Origin of the sequence: Pseudomonas capeferrum (assembly GCF_000731675.1) — a bacterium.
GTDB classification, from domain to species: domain Bacteria; phylum Pseudomonadota; class Gammaproteobacteria; order Pseudomonadales; family Pseudomonadaceae; genus Aquipseudomonas; species Aquipseudomonas capeferrum.
Genome location: NZ_JMIT01000002.1, coordinates 988,312 through 1,004,635 on the forward strand (window position 1 = coordinate 988,312; position 16,324 = coordinate 1,004,635).

Consider the following 16,324-nt stretch of genomic DNA (forward strand, 5'->3'; position numbering starts at 1 on the left):
AGTCTGGATCTACTGTAGTAGCTCAATGTGACGGTCAAATCAGCCGAAGGAATGATTTGGGCCGTTGAGGTATGAGTGGCAGGCGTTGACGCGCGGTAACCGCGGGCTAGACACTGCGGCTAACCCTTTCGGGCTTTGCACCGAAACCCATGCCCCATTTCCCGCCCCGCCACCGGAGAACCCCATGCCCAGCCCGCGTCGCGCCGTGTTCCTCGATCACCAGTCCCTGGACCTGGGTGACCTTGACCTGTCGCCCTTGCAATCGCAGTTCGAGGCGTTCGAGCTGTTTGCCGCCACCCGCCCGGAGCAGGTCGCCGAACGCCTGCAGGGCGCCGTCGCGGTGATCAGCAACAAGGTCATGCTCGATGCCGCAGCCCTAGCGGCCAACCCGCAGCTCAAGCTGATCCTGGTGGCCGCCACCGGCACCAACAATGTCGACCTGGCAGCGGCCCGCGCCCAAGGCATCACGGTGTGCAACTGCCAGGGTTATGGCACGCCGTCGGTGGCCCAGCACACCCTCGCCCTGCTGCTGGCCCTGGCCACGCGCCTGTGCGACTACAACCAGGCGGTGGCTGACGGCCAATGGGCCAAGGCCAACCAGTTCTGCCTGCTGGACTTCCCCATCGTCGAGCTGGAGGGCAAGACCCTTGGCCTGCTCGGCCATGGCGAGCTGGGCGGCGCGGTGGCACGCCTGGCGGAAGCCTTTGGCATGCGCGTGTTGAGCGGGCAGATCCCCGGCCGCCCGGAGCGCGCCGACCGCATGCCGCTGCAAGACCTGCTGCCGCAAGTCGACGCGCTGACCCTGCACTGCCCACTGAACGAGCATACCCGGCACATGATCGGGGCCGACGAGCTGGCCCTGCTCAAGCCCGGTGCCCTGGTGGTCAACACCGCCCGGGGCGGACTGATCGACGAGCAGGCACTGGCCGACGCCCTGCGCCAGGGCCACCTCGGTGGCGCCGCCACCGACGTGCTCAGCGTCGAGCCGCCGGTCAATGGCAACCCGCTGCTGGCAGGCGATATCCCCCGGCTGATCATCACCCCGCACAGTGCCTGGGGTGCAGTGGAGTCGCGCCAGCGCATCGTCGGCCAGCTCAGCGAGAATGCCCAGGCCTACTTCGCCGGTCAGCCACGCCGCGTGGTCAGCTGAGCGCAGCGTTAGCCTCTGCTACACTGCGCGACTTTTTTCCAGGAGGCGTCGTCCATGGACCCGCGCAGTGAAGTGTTGCTCCGCCAGGCGGACCTGTTCCAGGGCCCGCTGCTGATCGCCGGTGCGCCCGCCGACGATCTGCTCGGCCACCTGCCCATGGCCCATGGCTGGACCTGGCATGCCGGCGACCAGGCCATGCTCGAAGGGCGCTTTGCCGGCCGCAGCCACTACGGTGTCGAACCGCCCCCGGTGGCCTTCGACAGCGCCGTGCTGTTTCTGCCCAAGTCCCGTGAGCTGGCCGCCTACCTGCTCAACGCCCTGGCGTCGCGCCTGGCCGGGCGCGATTTGTACCTGGTCGGGGAGAAACGCGGGGGTATCGAAGGCGCGGCGAAGCAACTGCAGGCCTTTGGCAAACCGCGCAAGCTCGACAGCGCCCGGCATTGCCAGTTGTGGCAAGTGACCGTCAACCAGGCGCCAGCGGCCACGCCGCTGCAAAGCCTGGCCGAGCGCTTCGAGCTCGACCTCGAAGACGGCCCACTGCAGGTGGTCAGCCTGCCGGGCGTGTTCAGCCATGGCCGCCTCGATCGCGGTACCGCACTGTTGCTCAAGCACCTCGATGGCCTACCGTGCGGGCATGTACTGGACTTCGGTTGCGGTGCCGGCGTGCTGGGTGCCACGGTGAAACGCCGCTATCCGCAAAGCCGGCTGACCTTGCTGGACGTCGACGCCTTCGCCGTGGCTGCCAGTCGCCTGACGTTGGCCGCCAACGGCCTGGAAGGTGAAGTGATCAGCGGCGATGGCATCGACGCGGCCCCCACCGACTTGAGCCTGATCCTGAGCAACCCGCCGTTTCATACCGGGGTCCACACCAACTACCAGGCGTCGGAGAACTTGCTGAAAAAATCCAGCGTTCATCTGCGAAAAGGTGGCGAAATGCGCCTGGTGGCGAACAGCTTCCTGCGCTACCAGCCGCTGATCGAAGGGGCACTGGGCAACTGCCAGGTACGCGCCGAGGCCGACGGTTTTCGTATCTACCAGGCAACACGCGGTTAAAAACAGCGCTTGCCGAAACCGATTCGGCTAGGCAGAATCCGCACCGTCCTAGGGGAGTAGTCTCCCGCGAGCACCCAGCTCGCCCGGCACGCGTCAACATACTTGGCCCACAGGCCATGGCGCGTGCGACCCGCTATGCAGCGCCTGCATAGAGAGATCCGCACAGACGGATCCGCGGTTTGACAAGACCTATGACACGCACACCTTACCCGGGGCGGGAAGGCTGTACGTGTCATAGCCGTGTCGACCCGCCCCCGTAGGAAACCTGATGCTGGAATCCCTGCTGGTCCCCACCGCCATCGTTGCCCTCGCCGAAATCGGCGACAAGACGCAACTGCTCGCGCTCATCCTCGCTGCCCGCTTTCGCAAGCCTTGGCCGATCATCGCCGGTATAATCGCCGCCACCCTGGCCAACCATGCCGCCGCAGGCGCCGTGGGTGCGTGGGTCGGCGGGTTCTTCAGCGACTCGGCGCTGCACTGGATCCTGGCCGCCAGCTTCACCGCCACTGCACTGTGGACGCTGGTGCCGGACAAGATGGATGACGATGAAAACCCCGCGCGCCGCTTCGGCCCTTTCCTGACCACACTGATTGCGTTCTTCCTGGCCGAGATCGGCGACAAGACCCAAGTGGCCACGGTGATGCTTGCAGCACAGTACCCACACCTGATCATGGTCATCATCGGCACCACCCTGGGCATGCTGATTGCCAACGTGCCGGTGGTACTGGCGGGTAACTTTGCGGCGGATAAACTGCCGTTGACGCTGATTCGTCGCCTGGCGGCTACCGCGTTCATCGTGCTGGCGGTCGTGGCCGTTTATTCGGCGATGAAAGCCAGTGGCTGGGTGGGGTAACACAAAGCTGGGGGCGCTTTGCGTTGCAAAAGGGCCGCAAAGCGGCCCCCATGGGAATGCTTACTTCTTGGCCGCCTGATACAACGGCATCACCTTCGGAATGGCTGCCTGCAACGAGGCGATACGGCTCTCGGACGCCGGGTGAGTGCTCATGAACTCAGGCGGCGCGCCTTCGGAAGCCTTGCTCATCTTGTTCCACAAGGTGATCGCGGCATTCGGGTCGTAACCGGCACGCGCCGACAGCTCCAGGCCGATCAGGTCCGCTTCGTTCTCGTTGGAACGGCTGTTGGGCAGGGTCATGGCGTAGTTCACCACGGTATCGGCCAAGGCCATGCTGCTCTGGCCCAGTCCGAAGAGGGCGCCCGCGCCTTGGCGGGCCATTTCCACACCATAGGCCTTGGACATCGCTTCGCGGCTGTGCTCACGCAAGGCGTGGGCGATCTCGTGGCCGACCACCGCTGCAATCTCGGCATCGGTCAGCTTGAGCTGGTCGATCAGGCCGGTGTAAACGATGATCTTGCCGCCAGGCCCGCAGTTGGCATTGAGCTCATCGCTCTTGATCACGTTGACTTCCCACTTCCACTGGGCAGCATCCGGACGAAAGATCGGCGCCTGGGCGATCAGCCGGTCAGCGATGACCTGCACGCGCTTGGCGTCGGCGCTGGACTTGTCCAGCACGCCTTTGTTCGACGCCTCACCGAGGGTCTGCTGGTAGGACTGGGCGTACATCTGGTTGACCTCATCGGTCGAGAGCATGCTGAACATGTATTGCTTGCGCTCGACACCGACGGCCCCGCCGCTGGTCGTATTTACCGACTGGCAGCCTGCCAGCAGGATACCGGCGCTCAACAGACTGACAACAAATGACTTACGCATGAAAACACTCCCTTTTACATGCGGCGTATCCTAGGCCTAGTCGCCCAGGCCCGCCATAGCCGCAGGGAAGAATTTTACCGGCACTGCAGCCAGCGCATCAGGCCGGGGTCAGGCACTCTGGCGCATCGAGCTTCGGGTCATTGACGAAGTGTGCCAACGCCCGCTCACGCAACGTGGCCGGCGGGCTGGCCAGCAATTCATGCAACCGCGCCATCGGCGTATCAGGGTCCAGCCAGGCCGCTCGCCCCGCCTCATCCAGAATCAAAGGCCGGCGCTGGTTCATGGCCGCCTGGGTCACCACCGCGCAACTCAACCAGACTTGGTCCTGTACCGGATACGCCTCCCACACCGCTGCGAAATACAGCGAAGCCCCCTCCCCTGGCGTCAGCCAGTACGGGCGTTTGCGCACATTACCGCGCCACTCATAGAAGCCATTGGCCGGCATCAGGCAACGGCGCTGGCGAAACGCCTCGCGGAACATCGGTTGCTCGGCAAGGGTTTCGGCGCGGGCATGGGCAGGCGTACGGGAAAGGTCGGTGAGCCAGGCCGGGGTCAGCCCCCAGCGCGCCTTGGCCAGTTGCTGCTGGCCGTCGAGCTGGCGCTGAATCAGCACAGAAGCCCCCGGCGAGATATTCCATTGGGCCGGCTGGCCGGCCGGAAAGCCCGGCAGACTGGCAAGGGCCTGGGGCCAGCGAAACAGGGCGTAACGTCCACACATGAGCGAATTCTGAACCTAGCAGATCAAGGTACCGGGATAGCTCTCCGGTTCGTCGCCAACCAGTGGCTGGGCAGCATTGTACGCATCGATCAGCTGCCGTGCGTATTCGGCCTGCTCGTCGGGCACCGCCAGCGCCAGCAAGCCCTGCATCGGTAGCTCACCGGCAGCACCGACCAGGTCGCGCCCAATCAAATGTACCGAGACACCTTCACTGGCCAGCATGCCCATCAGCATTTCGGCCTCCAGCAAACTCTCCGGCTCGTAGATTCGCTGCATCAGGCATCGTCCTCGCGTCTGACCTCAAGCATCCATTCGTCACCGTGCACCTGCAAAATGAACACCACAGGCTGGCAACACACTTGGCAATCCTCGGTGTAGCGCTGGTCGCCACCGGAAATATCGACAGTGGTTTCCACACGTTCGCCACAATAAGGGCAATCATAGAAGTCGGTTTCCAGCATCGCGGCCTCCGCGGTGACTTATGCGTATAATTGCCGGTCTGATTACAGGGCCTGCGTGTGTTCGAGCCGTTTTTCGGACCCCGTCCCTACCTTATTACCCTAGCCGTTTCCAACAAGAGAGCATGATGGGCGAATTCGATGCCATCCGACCGTACGACGACGCTGAGGTCCCTGCCGTGCTGGCACGCCTGCTCAGCGACCCGGCATTCCTCGATATCCTCACCCACTTCCGCTTCCCGCGTGCGGCTGGCCCCCTCGGATGGCTGCTCAAGCCGCTAATCGCCCGTCGCCTACGCAAGGAGTTCGCCGGCGTCACCTGCGTCTCGACCTTGCAGGACAAAGTCGAGTACTACGTCGATCAAACCATCGAACGCGCCACCGATGGCGTCACCTACTCGGGCGTCGAGCAGCTCAAGGCCGGCACCGCGTACCTGTTCCTGGCCAACCACCGCGACATCGTCATGGACCCGGCCTTCGTCAACTACGCCGTGTACCACGCCGGCCTGCCGACCCCACGCATCGCCATCGGTGACAACCTGCTGCAAAAGCCCTTCGTCAGCGACATGATGCGCCTGAACAAGAGCTTCATCGTGCACCGCTCGCTCAGCGGTCGTCGCGAAAAGCTGGCGGCTTACCAACTGCTTTCGGCCTACATCAACCACTCGATCCGCAACGATACTGCGTCGATCTGGATCGCCCAGGCCGAAGGCCGTGCCAAGGATGGTGACGACCGCACCGACTCGGCGATCCTCAAGATGTTCCACATGAGCCGCAAGGACGAACCGTTCGGCGCGGTCATCCAGAGCCTTAACCTGACGCCGGTGTCGATCAGCTACGAGTACGACCCCTGCGACCAGGCCAAAGCCCGTGAGCTGTACATCCGCGCCACCACTGGCACCTACAAGAAGGCGCCGGGCGAAGACGACAACAGCATCGCCAAAGGCATCACTGGCTACAAAGGTCGTGTGCACATCAACTTTGCAGCGCCGGTGACCGAATACTTCGAAGACACCAAGCAGTTGGCAGCCGAAATCGACCGGCAGATCCTCGGCGGCTACCGGCTGTTCCCGGTGCACTACCTGGCCTACGCAATGTGGGACGAAAAGGATGAGGCACTGCAGGTGCCGAGTGCCGAGAAGGTGTTCCCGGCCGAAGAGTTGGCGCGGGCCAAGGAAGAATGGCAGCGGCGCCTGGAGGCATGCCCCGAGGAGCAGCGGCCGTACCTGGTGTTGCAGTATGCGACGCCGGTGCGCAACCAGTATCAGGTCAGGCAGCAGGCACCGGTCGCCTGATCAACTCTGGGGCTGCTCTGCGGCCCCAGGTTTTCAGACCCAGGTACTGAACCAGGACAACAACAGCGCCAGGGCCAGGCACGAAAAACCGAGAATATAGAAGTAACGCGGCACCCTCAGGTCAAACGCATCCATCACCCCTTCATCCATTGCCAGGCTTTCACGCGTGACCGCCTCGCGGCGCCGTGCGCTGTGCAGCAGCAGGCCGCCTGGGCAGGTCATCAGCAATGCCAGCAGGTTGATCAGCTTGGTGGGATGGGCGGCCAGAAACCCCCAGAGCACTTGCAACGACATCACGCATCCTCGGTTTGAACGACAACGAAGGCCGGCATTCTACCCAAGTCCGACCCAGGCGCCCGGCCTGGGCGACAAAGTGTCACTAAATTTCATCTGTCACATGCTCGTCATCAGAACAGGCCACCCTGTCGGCCTTTCCCCGATCCGGAGCTTGTTCATGCTGCACGCCGAAAACCAGGACCGCCTCTATCTCGTTGCCCAGAGCGACGAACAACAGGCGTTGATCGACGGTTTCGCCATCAATGTGCAAGACCGGCAGTGGCTGGTCTATTGCGCATTGGGAGGGCATGCTCATGAAGACTTGCCAGAGGTGGATGTTGCCACCGGTTTCAGCGTGCTGGATTTCCACATCCAGGCGGCCTGAAGCCCCCGCAGCCACCCACAAAAAACCCGCTGCCAGGCAGCGGGTTTTTTGTAAGGCAACTGAACGCTTACTCGGCCAGCACCTGCCCGATGGTCGGGTCTTTGAACAGGCGGGTCAGGGCGTCGCTCAGCACATCACTGACCAGCTTGGTGTTGGTTTCCTGGTTCGGCGCCATGCCGAAGCGCTGATCCAGCGAAGCGCCGTAACGGCCGCTGTAGCGGCGGTTGGCGTTGGCCACGTCGGCACGGAAAGTGGCGCCGATGGTGGCCTCGGTCACGTACAGGTTGTCCTTGGGCGACTGGTATTTCAGCTCGGCCAGGGTCACGGTCAGTTGCGGCGCATTGTTAGCGTTCGGCGTCGGGGTGAAACCGAGCAGGCGTACAGCGGCTTCGGCCTGGGCCTGCAACTTGGGCAGCACATCATTGCCACTGACGCTGATGGTGCTGGTCTCGGGGTACATGCCACCGCGAGTGCCCAGGGACTGCGAAGCCCGACCATCAACCACCTTGACCACCACCGGCTGACCCTGGCCGACAGGTGCGAGCTGGGCGGTGAGCTTGGGTTGCGGGCTGAGTTGTTGCGGGCTGTGGGCACATCCGACCAGGCTGAGGCTGGCCACGGCGATCAAACCGAACAACAGACGTTGCAACATGCGCGTTTCTCCAGAAAATGCGGCTAAGGCGCACAGTATACCCAGCCTCGCACAGGCCAGTCATCGCCAAGGCTGCGCTGTCACAATCGTTTCATGCCCCTGCCGTTATCCTTGGCCCAGCCCTAACACAAAGGACTCACCGCCATGGCCTCGCTCTGGACCCTGCTCTTCCAACGCCCGCGCCACCGCCCCTATGCCCACCTTGACGCCGACGGCAAATGCCTGGCGTTCAAGCACTGTAGCCAGCCGCCAAGCGGCAGTGGCTGGGTGCAGGTCAGCGAAGTGCAACTCGCCTGGCTGGGCCGCCAATTGCCCGCCAGCGCTCGGGTTTGCGCGCGCGCAAACAACCGTTGGCATCAACGCAGCCTGCCGGCCTGACAAACGCTGCAATAAAAACCACGAATAACGACCTTTCTGCCCGCGACATCGCTATAATCTCCCCCCGATTATAAGGACGTCTCCTGATCGGGCCCCGCATTTGCCGCTTGACCCCGGCACCTTCACCGCTTCGCCCACAGAGAGCCTTCCACTCAGGTCTTGCATCGGCTGTCGTGCCTGCTTTTCCGGCCCTTCGCACTGCATGAACCTGTGGGTTGCCATCGCGCAGTCCCCTTTTGAGGTTCACGTCTCCAAAAGAGCGTGAAAAAACGGTTTTTCACAACTTCACGAGAGTGTGGCGAGCAAATGAACAGTCTGGCATGTGCAAAAGCAGCAGATGTGTCCCGAACAGCCCTGAACAGGCGGCAACTGCGCTCATCCCGGATGAGTATCTGAGGCCGCTCCATAACGCACGCACGACACCTTGACCATAAGTCGAATTGCCGCACCTGTGGCAAACGGGGTTCAATACCTGAACCCGAAGACTGATTGGCGGTGTCCGCGGAAGTTGCAAGAACTGCGAAAAGTCGGACATGGCGATCCTGGCAAACCCAGGTCCTATGCTGTCAATTAGGTAGCTGTAGATTGTGGAGACGCGTTAAATGGCGCAGAACGAATCGGTTGATGTAGTACTGGTAGGCGCGGGCATCATGAGTGCCACCCTGGCCGTACTGCTCAAGGAGCTCGACCCGACCCTGAAGCTTGAGGTCGTCGAGGCGATGGACTCCGGGGCCGCGGAAAGCTCCAACCCCTGGAACAACGCAGGTACCGGCCACGCTGGCCTGTGCGAGCTTAACTACACGCCCCAGGCCGCCGATGGCAGCATCGACATCAAGAAGGCCGTGCACATCAACACCCAGTTCGAGGTCTCGCGCCAGTTCTGGGCCTACCTGAGCAAGAAGAGCAACTTCGGCTCGGCGCGTGCTTTTATCAACCCTGTCCCGCACCTGAGCTACGTCGAAGGTGAAAAGGGTGTGTCCTTCCTCAAGAAGCGCTTCGAGCTGCTCAAGCAGCATCACGCCTTCACCGAGATGGAATACACCGAAGACAAGGCCGTGATGAAGGACTGGATGCCGCTGATGATGCCCGGCCGCCCGGCCGACCAGCACATCGCCGCCACCCGCGTGGCGAAAGGCACCGACGTCAACTTCGGCGCGCTGACCAACAAAATGCTCAAGCTGCTGGCCGACACCCCGGACACGCAGGTCAAGTACAGCAAGAAAGTCGTCGGCCTGCGCCGTAACGGCAGCGGCTGGACCGTGAGCATCAAGGACGTCAACAGCGGCGGCAGCCGTGAAGTCGATGCCCGCTTCGTGTTCCTCGGCGCCGGCGGCGCGGCCCTGCCGCTGCTGCAGCTTTCCGGCATCCCCGAGAGCAAAGGCTTCGGCGGCTTCCCGGTCAGCGGCCAGTGGTTGCGGTGCGACAACCCGGAAATCGTCAAACTGCACCAGGCCAAGGTCTACAGCCAGGCCGCAGTCGGCGCGCCACCGATGTCGGTGCCGCACCTGGATACCCGCGTGGTGGACGGCAAGACCTCGTTGCTGTTCGGCCCTTACGCCGGCTTTACCACCAAGTTCCTCAAGCATGGCTCGTTGATGGACCTGCCGCTGTCGGTACGCATGGGCAACATCGGCCCAATGCTGGCCGTAGCCCGCGACAACATGGACCTGACCAAGTACCTGGTCAGTGAAGTGATGCAGTCGATGGAGCAACGCCTGGAATCCCTGCGTCGCTTCTATCCGCAGGCTAAAGCCGAAGACTGGCGCCTGGAAGTGGCCGGCCAACGCGTGCAGATCATCAAGAAAGACCCGAAAAAAGGCGGCATTCTGCAGTTCGGTACCGAGCTGGTCTCGGCTCAGGACGGCAGCCTGGCGGCGCTGCTCGGCGCATCGCCGGGCGCTTCGGTCACCGTTTCGATCATGCTCGAACTGATCGAGCGCTGCTTCCCCGAGCAGGCCAAAGGTGCCTGGGCTGCCAAGCTCAAGGAGATCTTCCCGGCTCGCGAGAAGACCTTGGCAACCGATGCTGCGCTGTACCGCAAGATCAGTGCCGACAACGATGCGGCGCTGGAACTGGTAGAAGACAGCCCGGCCCAGCATTACGCCTGAGCTGGCTGAAACGAAAAAACGCCCCTCGGGGCGTTTTTTTGTGGCTGCGATACAGGCTACACATCAGCCCCGAGCTTTCTCGATGACCTCGATGTACTCCGGCGCACCGCGCTGGTCGGCGATTACCTCGACAAAGGTCTTGCCGTGCTCGTCCTTGCCATCCAGGTCCAGGCCAGCTTCGACGAAGAAGCGGACGAAACGCTCGAAGTCGTCAATACGCAGACCGCGGTAGGCCTTGATCAGCTTGTGCTGAGAAGGCGAAGTCACGCCATCGGCCGGCTCGAACTGAAGGTACGACTTGATGTAGTCGTCGCTGATTTCGTCACCGATTACCTGTTTCTTGTCTTTACGCATTGCCGACTCCAACTGGACCATCACGGAATTTCGAAGGCCGGCAGTTTACCCCCCGCAGGGCGCGCGCCTCAACGCGTACGTACGGTCCCGGTGTGCAGGTCGGCCCAGATATGGCCGTTGCCATAGGTCAGAAACTGCACGTAGAGCGTCTCGTTGCGCAAAAGGTCCATGATCACGCGGTAATCGCTGACCGGGTAATTGAGGCTCAAGGTGCGGGTTTTTTCGTCATAGACCGGTTTTTTCAAGCTTTTGCCGGGCTCGCCATCGAAGGTCAACAGCACCTGGGCAAGGGTGGCGCCCTTGCTCAGCGGCTTGCCCTTGAGGCGCATCTGCAACGAGGCGGTGATCGGGATCGGCTGCTGGTCGGACTGGCGCTGGGCACCTACTACGACCGAATAATCGGTCACCTGCAGCAGTTGCTGTCCAGTCGGCGCTTCCTGGCGCAACGACAGGTCATCGGGCGGCAGAAACTGGCTGTGCAGCGGTGCTGCACCGATCGGCAGGCTGACCGCCAACAGGAGGGGAACAATCGCACGCATGTGAGGCTCCTTGGCATGAACAGGCACTCTAGCATGCTGTGTTCAGCCTGTACCGGAGCCGCCGCTCAATCGAACTGCGCGCGCATCCAGGCCTGGTACTCGGCCACGCCCGCTTGGCCTTCGCGTGGCGCCCAGTGCGCATGCTCGCCCTCGCCCACCGGCCGGTACGGCCCGGCCTTGCACTCGAACAAGATGCTGTCTGGCTCCAGCACCACCAACCCATGGTAGGTACCCGGTGCCAGGTCCACGCCCAGGCAGTCACCGCCAGCCTGCAGCACACGCTTGTCGATGAGCGCGCCCTGCTCATCGAAAATCAGCAGGCCCAGGCGCCCCTTGAGCACGATCAGTGCTTCGGCCTTGTCGTCATTCAGATGCCGATGCGGCGGGATGTACGTGCTCGGCTGCAACCCGACCGCCATGCGGTGGCAGGGCTCTTCCATCTCGTGGAAATTGTGGTGCTGCCGCCCGCGAGGGTTGGCGGCAGCCTTTTGCGCCAGCCCAGCGAACAGCGATTGGTCGATGAACGCGGGCTGGCGCATGGTCACAGACCCTTGACGGCGAAGATGCCGTTGGCGTTGCGCCAGTAGCCTTTGTAATCCATGCCATAGCCGAAGATGTAGCGATCGACGCACGGCAGGCCGACGTAGTTGGCCTTGAGGTCCGGGCTGGCCTTGCGGTCATGGTCCTTGTCGATCAGCACCGCGGTGTGCACCGAGCGAGCGCCGGCATGCTTGCAGAACTCGATGATGGCGCTGAGGGTGTGGCCTTCGTCGAGGATGTCGTCGACGATCAGCACGTCACGGTCGATGAACGAGACTTCAGGCTTGGCCTTCCAGAACAGCTCACCGCCGCTGGTCTGGTTGCGGTAGCGGGTGGCGTGCAGGTACGACGCTTCCAGCGGGAACTGCAGGTGAGTCAGCAGCTTGCCGGTGAAAATCAGGCCGCCATTCATCACGCAGAAGACCACCGGGTTCTTGTCGTGCAGGTCTTTGCAGATCTGCTCGCCGACCTTGGCGATGGCCGCTTCGACTTCGGCTTCGTTGTACAGACAGTCAGCTTCGCGCATGACTTGACGGATGTGCTCGAGATCGGCGGACATTGCGCTCTCCGGGGGTATTTTGGAAAAGCGGGCAAAGGTACGCATCCGCTCGTCACAGATCAAGCATTTATGGACTAACGTCCAAAAGGACTACACGACAGCACAGGTTGAATAGATTAATCTAGCGCGGTTTTTTTGCCCGCCTTTCGGAGCCCCCCCTATGCCCACTCGTGAGATCCGCCATCCGCTGATCCGCCACAAGCTCGGCCTCATGCGCCGTGCCGACATCAGCACCAAGAATTTTCGCGAACTCGCCCAGGAAGTCGGCGCGCTCCTGACCTATGAAGCCACTCAAGACCTGCCGTTGGAAACCTACGAGATCGACGGCTGGTGCGGCAAGGTGCAGGTCGAAAAAATCGCCGGCAAGAAGATTACCGTGGTGCCGATCCTGCGCGCCGGTATCGGCATGCTCGACGGCGTGCTCAGCCTGATTCCGGGTGCCAAGGTCAGTGCCGTTGGCGTCGCGCGCAACGAGGAAACCCTCGAAGCCCACACCTACCTGGAAAAGCTCGCACCGGATATCAACCAGCGCCTGGCCTTGATCATCGACCCGATGCTGGCCACCGGCGCCTCGATGGTCGCCACCATCGACCTGCTGAAAAAGGCTGGCTGCAAGGAAATCCGCGCCATGGTCCTGGTTGCAGCACCGGAAGGTATCGACGTGGTGGAAAAAGCCCACCCCGACGTACAGATCTACACCGCCTCGATCGACCAGCGCCTCAACGAGCACGGCTACATCGTGCCGGGCCTGGGTGATGCCGGCGACAAGATCTTCGGCACCAAGCAAAAGGACGCCTGACCATGCAGGACGGCTTCAACGACCCGCTCTGGCGCCAGGTCGTTTCGGGCGCGCAGATGCTCTTCGTGGCATTTGGCGCGCTGGTGCTGATGCCACTGATCACCGGCCTCGACCCGAACGTCGCGCTGTTCACTGCTGGCATCGGCACGCTGCTGTTCCAACTGGTCACCGGCCGTCAGGTACCGGTGTTCCTGGCGTCGAGCTTTGCCTTCATCACCCCCATCATCCTTGCCAAGGGCCAGTTCGGCCTGGCCGAGACCATGGGCGGCGTGATGGCCGCAGGCTTCGTCTACACCTTCATGGGGCTGATGGTCAAAATCAAAGGCACCGGTTTCATCGACCGCATGCTGCCGCCCGTGGTAATTGGCCCGGTGATCATCTCGATCGGCCTGGCCATGGCGCCGATCGCCGCCAACATGGCCATGGGCAAGGGCGGTGATGGTGCTGCGCTGATGCCTTACCAGACCGCCATGCTGATCTCGATGCCGGCGCTGCTGACCACCTTGATCGTCGCGGTGTTCGGCAAGGGCATCTTCCGCCTGGTACCGATCATCTCCGGCGTGCTGGTGGGCTTTGCCCTGGCGTTCGCCTTCGGTGTGGTCGACACCGCCAAGATTGCCGCCGCGCCTTGGCTGGAGATCCCCAACTTCACCGCGCCGGCGTTCAACTGGCAGGCCATCCTGTTCATCGTGCCGGTGGCGTTGGCGCCGGCGATCGAACACATCGGCGGGGTGATCGCTGTGGGCAGCGTGACCGGCCGCGACTACCTGAAAAAGCCCGGCCTGCATCGCACCTTGCTGGGTGATGGCCTGGCGACCACGGCTGCCGGCCTGTTCGGTGGCCCGCCCAACACCACCTACGCCGAAGTGACCGGCGCGGTGATGCTGACCAAGAACTACAACCCGAAGATCATGACCTGGGCGGCGATTTTTGCCATCACCCTGGCCTTCATCGGCAAGTTCGGCGCGCTGCTGCAGAGCATTCCGGTACCGGTCATGGGCGGCATTCTGTGCCTGCTGTTCGGTTCGATCGCGGCGGTGGGCATGAACACCATGATTCGCCACAAGATCGACCTGGCCGAAGCGCGCAACCTGGTGATCGTTTCGGTGACCCTGGTGTTCGGCATTGGCGGGGTCTTGATCGGCAGCGGTGACGGCCCGGACGACTGGGGCCTCAAGGGTATTTCCCTGTGCGCCGTAGTGGCCATTGCCCTGAACCTCATTCTGCCGGGCAATGACGGCTGGAAGAACAAGAAGCTGGATGTGTAAGAGCGGCCTTGCCAGACCGCTCGCAAAGGGCCGCAATGCGGCCCTTTGCATTCAAGCCTTTTCGCACATCCCCGCCAACACCCGCACCCACTCCGGGTGATCATTCAGGCACGGCACCAGCACCAACTCCTCGCCCCCCGCCTCGATGAACTGCTCCTTGCCGCGGTCGCCAATCTCTTCCAGCGTCTCGATGCAATCGGCAACGAACGCGGGGCACATCACCAGCAGCTTCTTCACCCCCGCAGCAGCCAGCTCATCCAAGCGATTCTCGGTGTAGGGTTCGATCCACTTGTCCCGCCCCAGCCGCGACTGGAACGACACCGACCACTTGCCGTGCGGGATACCCATTTTCTGCGCAAACGCCTTGGCCGTGGCCTGACATTGCCCTCGATAGCACACTGCGCGCTCCTCGGCACTGGCGTCCTTGCAACAATCGGCCGCTCGGAAATCATGCTTGCCGGTGGGGTCCAGCTTCTTCAGGTGCCGCTCCGGCAGCCCATGGAAACTCAGCAGAAGGTGATCGTAATCCTGCTCCAGATAGGGCCTGGCACTGGCCACCAGCGCGTCGATGTAGTCGGGATGATCGTAGAACGGCTGCAGCACACGCATCTGCAGCGGCAGCTGGCGTTCGCTGATGGTCTGCTTCGCCTGCTCGACCACCGTGGTAACCGTACTGTCGGCAAACTGTGGATAAAGCGGTGCCAGGGTGACCGTGCGCACGCCTTGGGCGGCCAGGCGCTCGAGCACCTCGGGCAATGCCGGCTGGCCATAGCGCATGGCCATCTCCACCGGGCCATGGGGCCAGTGCTCGACCATCGCGGCTTGCAGACGGCGGGTCAGCACCACCAGTGGCGAACCGTCCTCCCACCAAATGGAGGCGTAGGCGTGCGCCGACTGTTCCGGGCGCTTGATCAATATCAGTGACACCAGTAAGCGCCGCACCGGCCAGGGCAGGTCGATCACGTACGGGTCCATCAGGAACTGGTTGAGGTAACGGCGCACATCGGCCACCGAAGTGGAGGCCGGGGAACCCAGGTTGACCAGCAGCAGGGCGTGTTCAGTCATGCAGCGTCCTATGTCAGAGGCGGCTGGACAAGTCGTCCAGGGCCGATTGCAGATCATTGAAACGGAAGGTGAACCCTGCCGCCAGCAAGCGCACCGGGCGCGCCCGCTGGCCACCGAGCAACAGCGTCGACAGCTCGCCAAGGCCGGCCTTGAGCAACAGCGCAGGCACGGGCAGCACGGCCGGCCGGTGCATGGCCCGGCCCAGGCGCTTGGCGAACTCGCGGTTGCGCACAGGCTCTGGGGCGCAGGCATTATAAGGACCGCTGGCGTCCTTGTGCTGCAAGAGAAAATCAATCAGGGCGACCTGGTCGTCTATATGGACCCACGGCATCCACTGCCGGCCATCGCCCAACGGCCCGCCCAGCCCCAGTTTGAAGGGCAGGCGCAGGCGCGACAAAAAGCCGCCATCGCTGGCCAGCACCAGCCCCGTTCGCACCAGCACCACCCGGATGCCTTGTGCCTGCGAACGCTGGGCGGTTTCTTCCCAGGCGATGCACAACTGGCTGGCAAAATCTTCGCGTACCGGCTGCGATACCTCGGTCAGTTCGCGCTCACCGCCATCCCCGTACCAGCCCACCGCAGACCCGGAGATCAGCACCTCCGGGCGCTGCTCACGGCTGCCCAGCCAAGCCAGCAACTGCTCGGTCAGGGTGACCCGGCTGGCCCACAGCAGGTTACGCCGGGCGCCGGTCCAAGGCCGATCGGCAATCGGCGCGCCGGCCAAGTTGATGACCGCATCCAACTGATCATCCGCCTGCAGTTCTTCAAGCCGGGCGATGCCGCGCACCTGGCTACCGCACAGTTTGGGTACCTGATCAGGCCGGCGGCTCCAAACCGTAAGGCGATGGCCCTGGCCGAGCCAGAGCTGGCACAGGTGCCGGCCTATCAAACCGGTGCCGCCTGTCAGCAATATATGCATGGCTGTGTCCTCGCAGAATGCGGCAGTGGTCTATTTTTAGAACAAGGCACTTTTTTGACCCGACGCTCTCGGATAAACA

General features: G+C 62.8%; 21 protein-coding genes and 1 riboswitch. Of the genes, 9 read left to right on the top strand and 12 right to left on the bottom strand.

The annotated features are described in order from the left end of the window. Positions 1-184: 184 nt before the first annotated feature. From PC358_RS16935 to PC358_RS16945, 3 genes are all read left to right on the top strand, one after another. Positions 185-1,150, top strand: a complete 966-nt coding sequence (locus PC358_RS16935) for a 2-hydroxyacid dehydrogenase (RefSeq protein ID WP_033701288.1) — start codon at positions 185-187, stop codon at positions 1,148-1,150. A gap of 54 nt (positions 1,151-1,204) precedes the next feature. Next, positions 1,205-2,203, top strand: coding sequence for a class I SAM-dependent methyltransferase (locus PC358_RS16940; RefSeq protein WP_033701289.1), 999 nt, complete (start codon positions 1,205-1,207; stop codon positions 2,201-2,203). 39 nt (positions 2,204-2,242) lie between these two features. Further along, a riboswitch (yybP-ykoY riboswitch) is annotated at positions 2,243-2,384 on the top strand. Between the two features lie 90 nt (positions 2,385-2,474). Next, a complete protein-coding gene (locus PC358_RS16945; protein WP_177326489.1) occupies positions 2,475-3,056 on the top strand; it encodes a TMEM165/GDT1 family protein in 582 nt (193 codons plus the stop codon). A gap of 60 nt (positions 3,057-3,116) precedes the next feature. Here the strand turns inward: PC358_RS16945 and PC358_RS16950 are convergent, their stop codons facing one another. From PC358_RS16950 to PC358_RS16965, 4 genes are all read right to left on the bottom strand, one after another. After that, positions 3,117-3,932, bottom strand: a complete 816-nt coding sequence (locus tag PC358_RS16950; RefSeq protein ID WP_033701292.1) for a M48 family metallopeptidase — start codon at positions 3,930-3,932, stop codon at positions 3,117-3,119. 97 nt (positions 3,933-4,029) lie between these two features. Beyond that, positions 4,030-4,650 (bottom strand): SOS response-associated peptidase, encoded by a 621-nt coding sequence (locus PC358_RS16955; protein ID WP_033701293.1) that lies wholly within the window; start codon positions 4,648-4,650, stop codon positions 4,030-4,032. Positions 4,651-4,665: 15 nt separating this feature from the next. Beyond that, on the bottom strand, positions 4,666-4,926 hold the full coding sequence (locus PC358_RS16960; RefSeq protein WP_033701294.1) for a putative signal transducing protein: 261 nt from the start codon (positions 4,924-4,926) through the stop codon (positions 4,666-4,668). Then, entirely contained in the window at positions 4,926-5,111 is a 186-nt protein-coding gene (locus PC358_RS16965) for a CPXCG motif-containing cysteine-rich protein (protein WP_033701296.1), read from the bottom strand. Before PC358_RS16965 ends, PC358_RS16960 begins: the two co-directional genes overlap by 1 nt. A 122-nt stretch (positions 5,112-5,233) precedes the next feature. Here PC358_RS16965 and PC358_RS16970 point away from each other — a divergent pair, with 122 nt between their 5' ends. After that, the gene (locus PC358_RS16970; protein WP_033701297.1) at positions 5,234-6,403 is read left to right on the top strand and encodes a 1-acyl-sn-glycerol-3-phosphate acyltransferase; all 1,170 of its coding nucleotides are present in this window, start codon (positions 5,234-5,236) and stop codon (positions 6,401-6,403) included. Between the two features lie 33 nt (positions 6,404-6,436). Here the strand turns inward: PC358_RS16970 and PC358_RS16975 are convergent, their stop codons facing one another. Continuing rightward, positions 6,437-6,697 (bottom strand): hypothetical protein, encoded by a 261-nt coding sequence (locus tag PC358_RS16975; protein WP_033701298.1) that lies wholly within the window; start codon positions 6,695-6,697, stop codon positions 6,437-6,439. A gap of 160 nt (positions 6,698-6,857) precedes the next feature. Between PC358_RS16975 and PC358_RS16980 the strand changes: the two genes are divergently transcribed. Beyond that, a complete protein-coding gene (locus tag PC358_RS16980; protein WP_033701299.1) occupies positions 6,858-7,064 on the top strand; it encodes a hypothetical protein in 207 nt (68 codons plus the stop codon). A gap of 67 nt (positions 7,065-7,131) precedes the next feature. Here PC358_RS16980 and PC358_RS16985 read toward each other — a convergent pair whose 3' ends face one another. Beyond that, positions 7,132-7,716, bottom strand: coding sequence for a YajG family lipoprotein (locus PC358_RS16985; RefSeq protein WP_033701300.1), 585 nt, complete (start codon positions 7,714-7,716; stop codon positions 7,132-7,134). Between the two features lie 144 nt (positions 7,717-7,860). Here PC358_RS16985 and PC358_RS16990 point away from each other — a divergent pair, with 144 nt between their 5' ends. Continuing rightward, the gene (locus PC358_RS16990) at positions 7,861-8,094 is read left to right on the top strand and encodes a hypothetical protein (protein ID WP_033701301.1); all 234 of its coding nucleotides are present in this window, start codon (positions 7,861-7,863) and stop codon (positions 8,092-8,094) included. 602 nt (positions 8,095-8,696) lie between these two features. After that, the gene (gene mqo, locus PC358_RS16995) at positions 8,697-10,202 is read left to right on the top strand and encodes a malate dehydrogenase (quinone) (RefSeq protein ID WP_033701303.1); all 1,506 of its coding nucleotides are present in this window, start codon (positions 8,697-8,699) and stop codon (positions 10,200-10,202) included. 63 nt (positions 10,203-10,265) lie between these two features. Here the strand turns inward: mqo and PC358_RS17000 are convergent, their stop codons facing one another. The 4 genes from PC358_RS17000 to PC358_RS17015 all read right to left on the bottom strand — a co-directional run bounded on the left by PC358_RS17000 (position 10,266) and on the right by PC358_RS17015 (position 12,194). After that, on the bottom strand, positions 10,266-10,556 hold the full coding sequence (locus PC358_RS17000; protein ID WP_033701304.1) for a PA4642 family protein: 291 nt from the start codon (positions 10,554-10,556) through the stop codon (positions 10,266-10,268). A 68-nt stretch (positions 10,557-10,624) separates the two neighbouring features. Further along, entirely contained in the window at positions 10,625-11,095 is a 471-nt protein-coding gene (locus PC358_RS17005) for a hypothetical protein (protein WP_033701305.1), read from the bottom strand. A gap of 65 nt (positions 11,096-11,160) precedes the next feature. Next, complete coding sequence (locus PC358_RS17010; protein ID WP_033701307.1) at positions 11,161-11,634, bottom strand: WbuC family cupin fold metalloprotein; 474 nt, start codon at positions 11,632-11,634, stop codon at positions 11,161-11,163. A 2-nt stretch (positions 11,635-11,636) separates the two neighbouring features. After that, entirely contained in the window at positions 11,637-12,194 is a 558-nt protein-coding gene (locus PC358_RS17015; protein ID WP_033701308.1) for a hypoxanthine-guanine phosphoribosyltransferase, read from the bottom strand. Between the two features lie 160 nt (positions 12,195-12,354). On the opposite strand from PC358_RS17015, the gene upp reads away from it, so the two are divergent. After that, entirely contained in the window at positions 12,355-12,993 is a 639-nt protein-coding gene (upp, locus tag PC358_RS17020; protein WP_033701309.1) for a uracil phosphoribosyltransferase, read from the top strand. Between the two features lie 2 nt (positions 12,994-12,995). Next, a complete protein-coding gene (locus tag PC358_RS17025; RefSeq protein WP_033701311.1) occupies positions 12,996-14,261 on the top strand; it encodes a uracil-xanthine permease family protein in 1,266 nt (421 codons plus the stop codon). A gap of 51 nt (positions 14,262-14,312) precedes the next feature. On the opposite strand, the gene hemH is transcribed toward PC358_RS17025, so the two are convergent. Then, positions 14,313-15,326: a ferrochelatase gene (gene hemH / locus PC358_RS17030; RefSeq protein WP_033701312.1), complete on the bottom strand. Its 1,014-nt coding sequence runs from the start codon at positions 15,324-15,326 to the stop codon at positions 14,313-14,315. Positions 15,327-15,339: 13 nt separating this feature from the next. After that, the gene (locus PC358_RS17035; protein ID WP_033701313.1) at positions 15,340-16,245 is read right to left on the bottom strand and encodes a TIGR01777 family oxidoreductase; all 906 of its coding nucleotides are present in this window, start codon (positions 16,243-16,245) and stop codon (positions 15,340-15,342) included. Positions 16,246-16,324 lie beyond the last annotated feature (79 nt).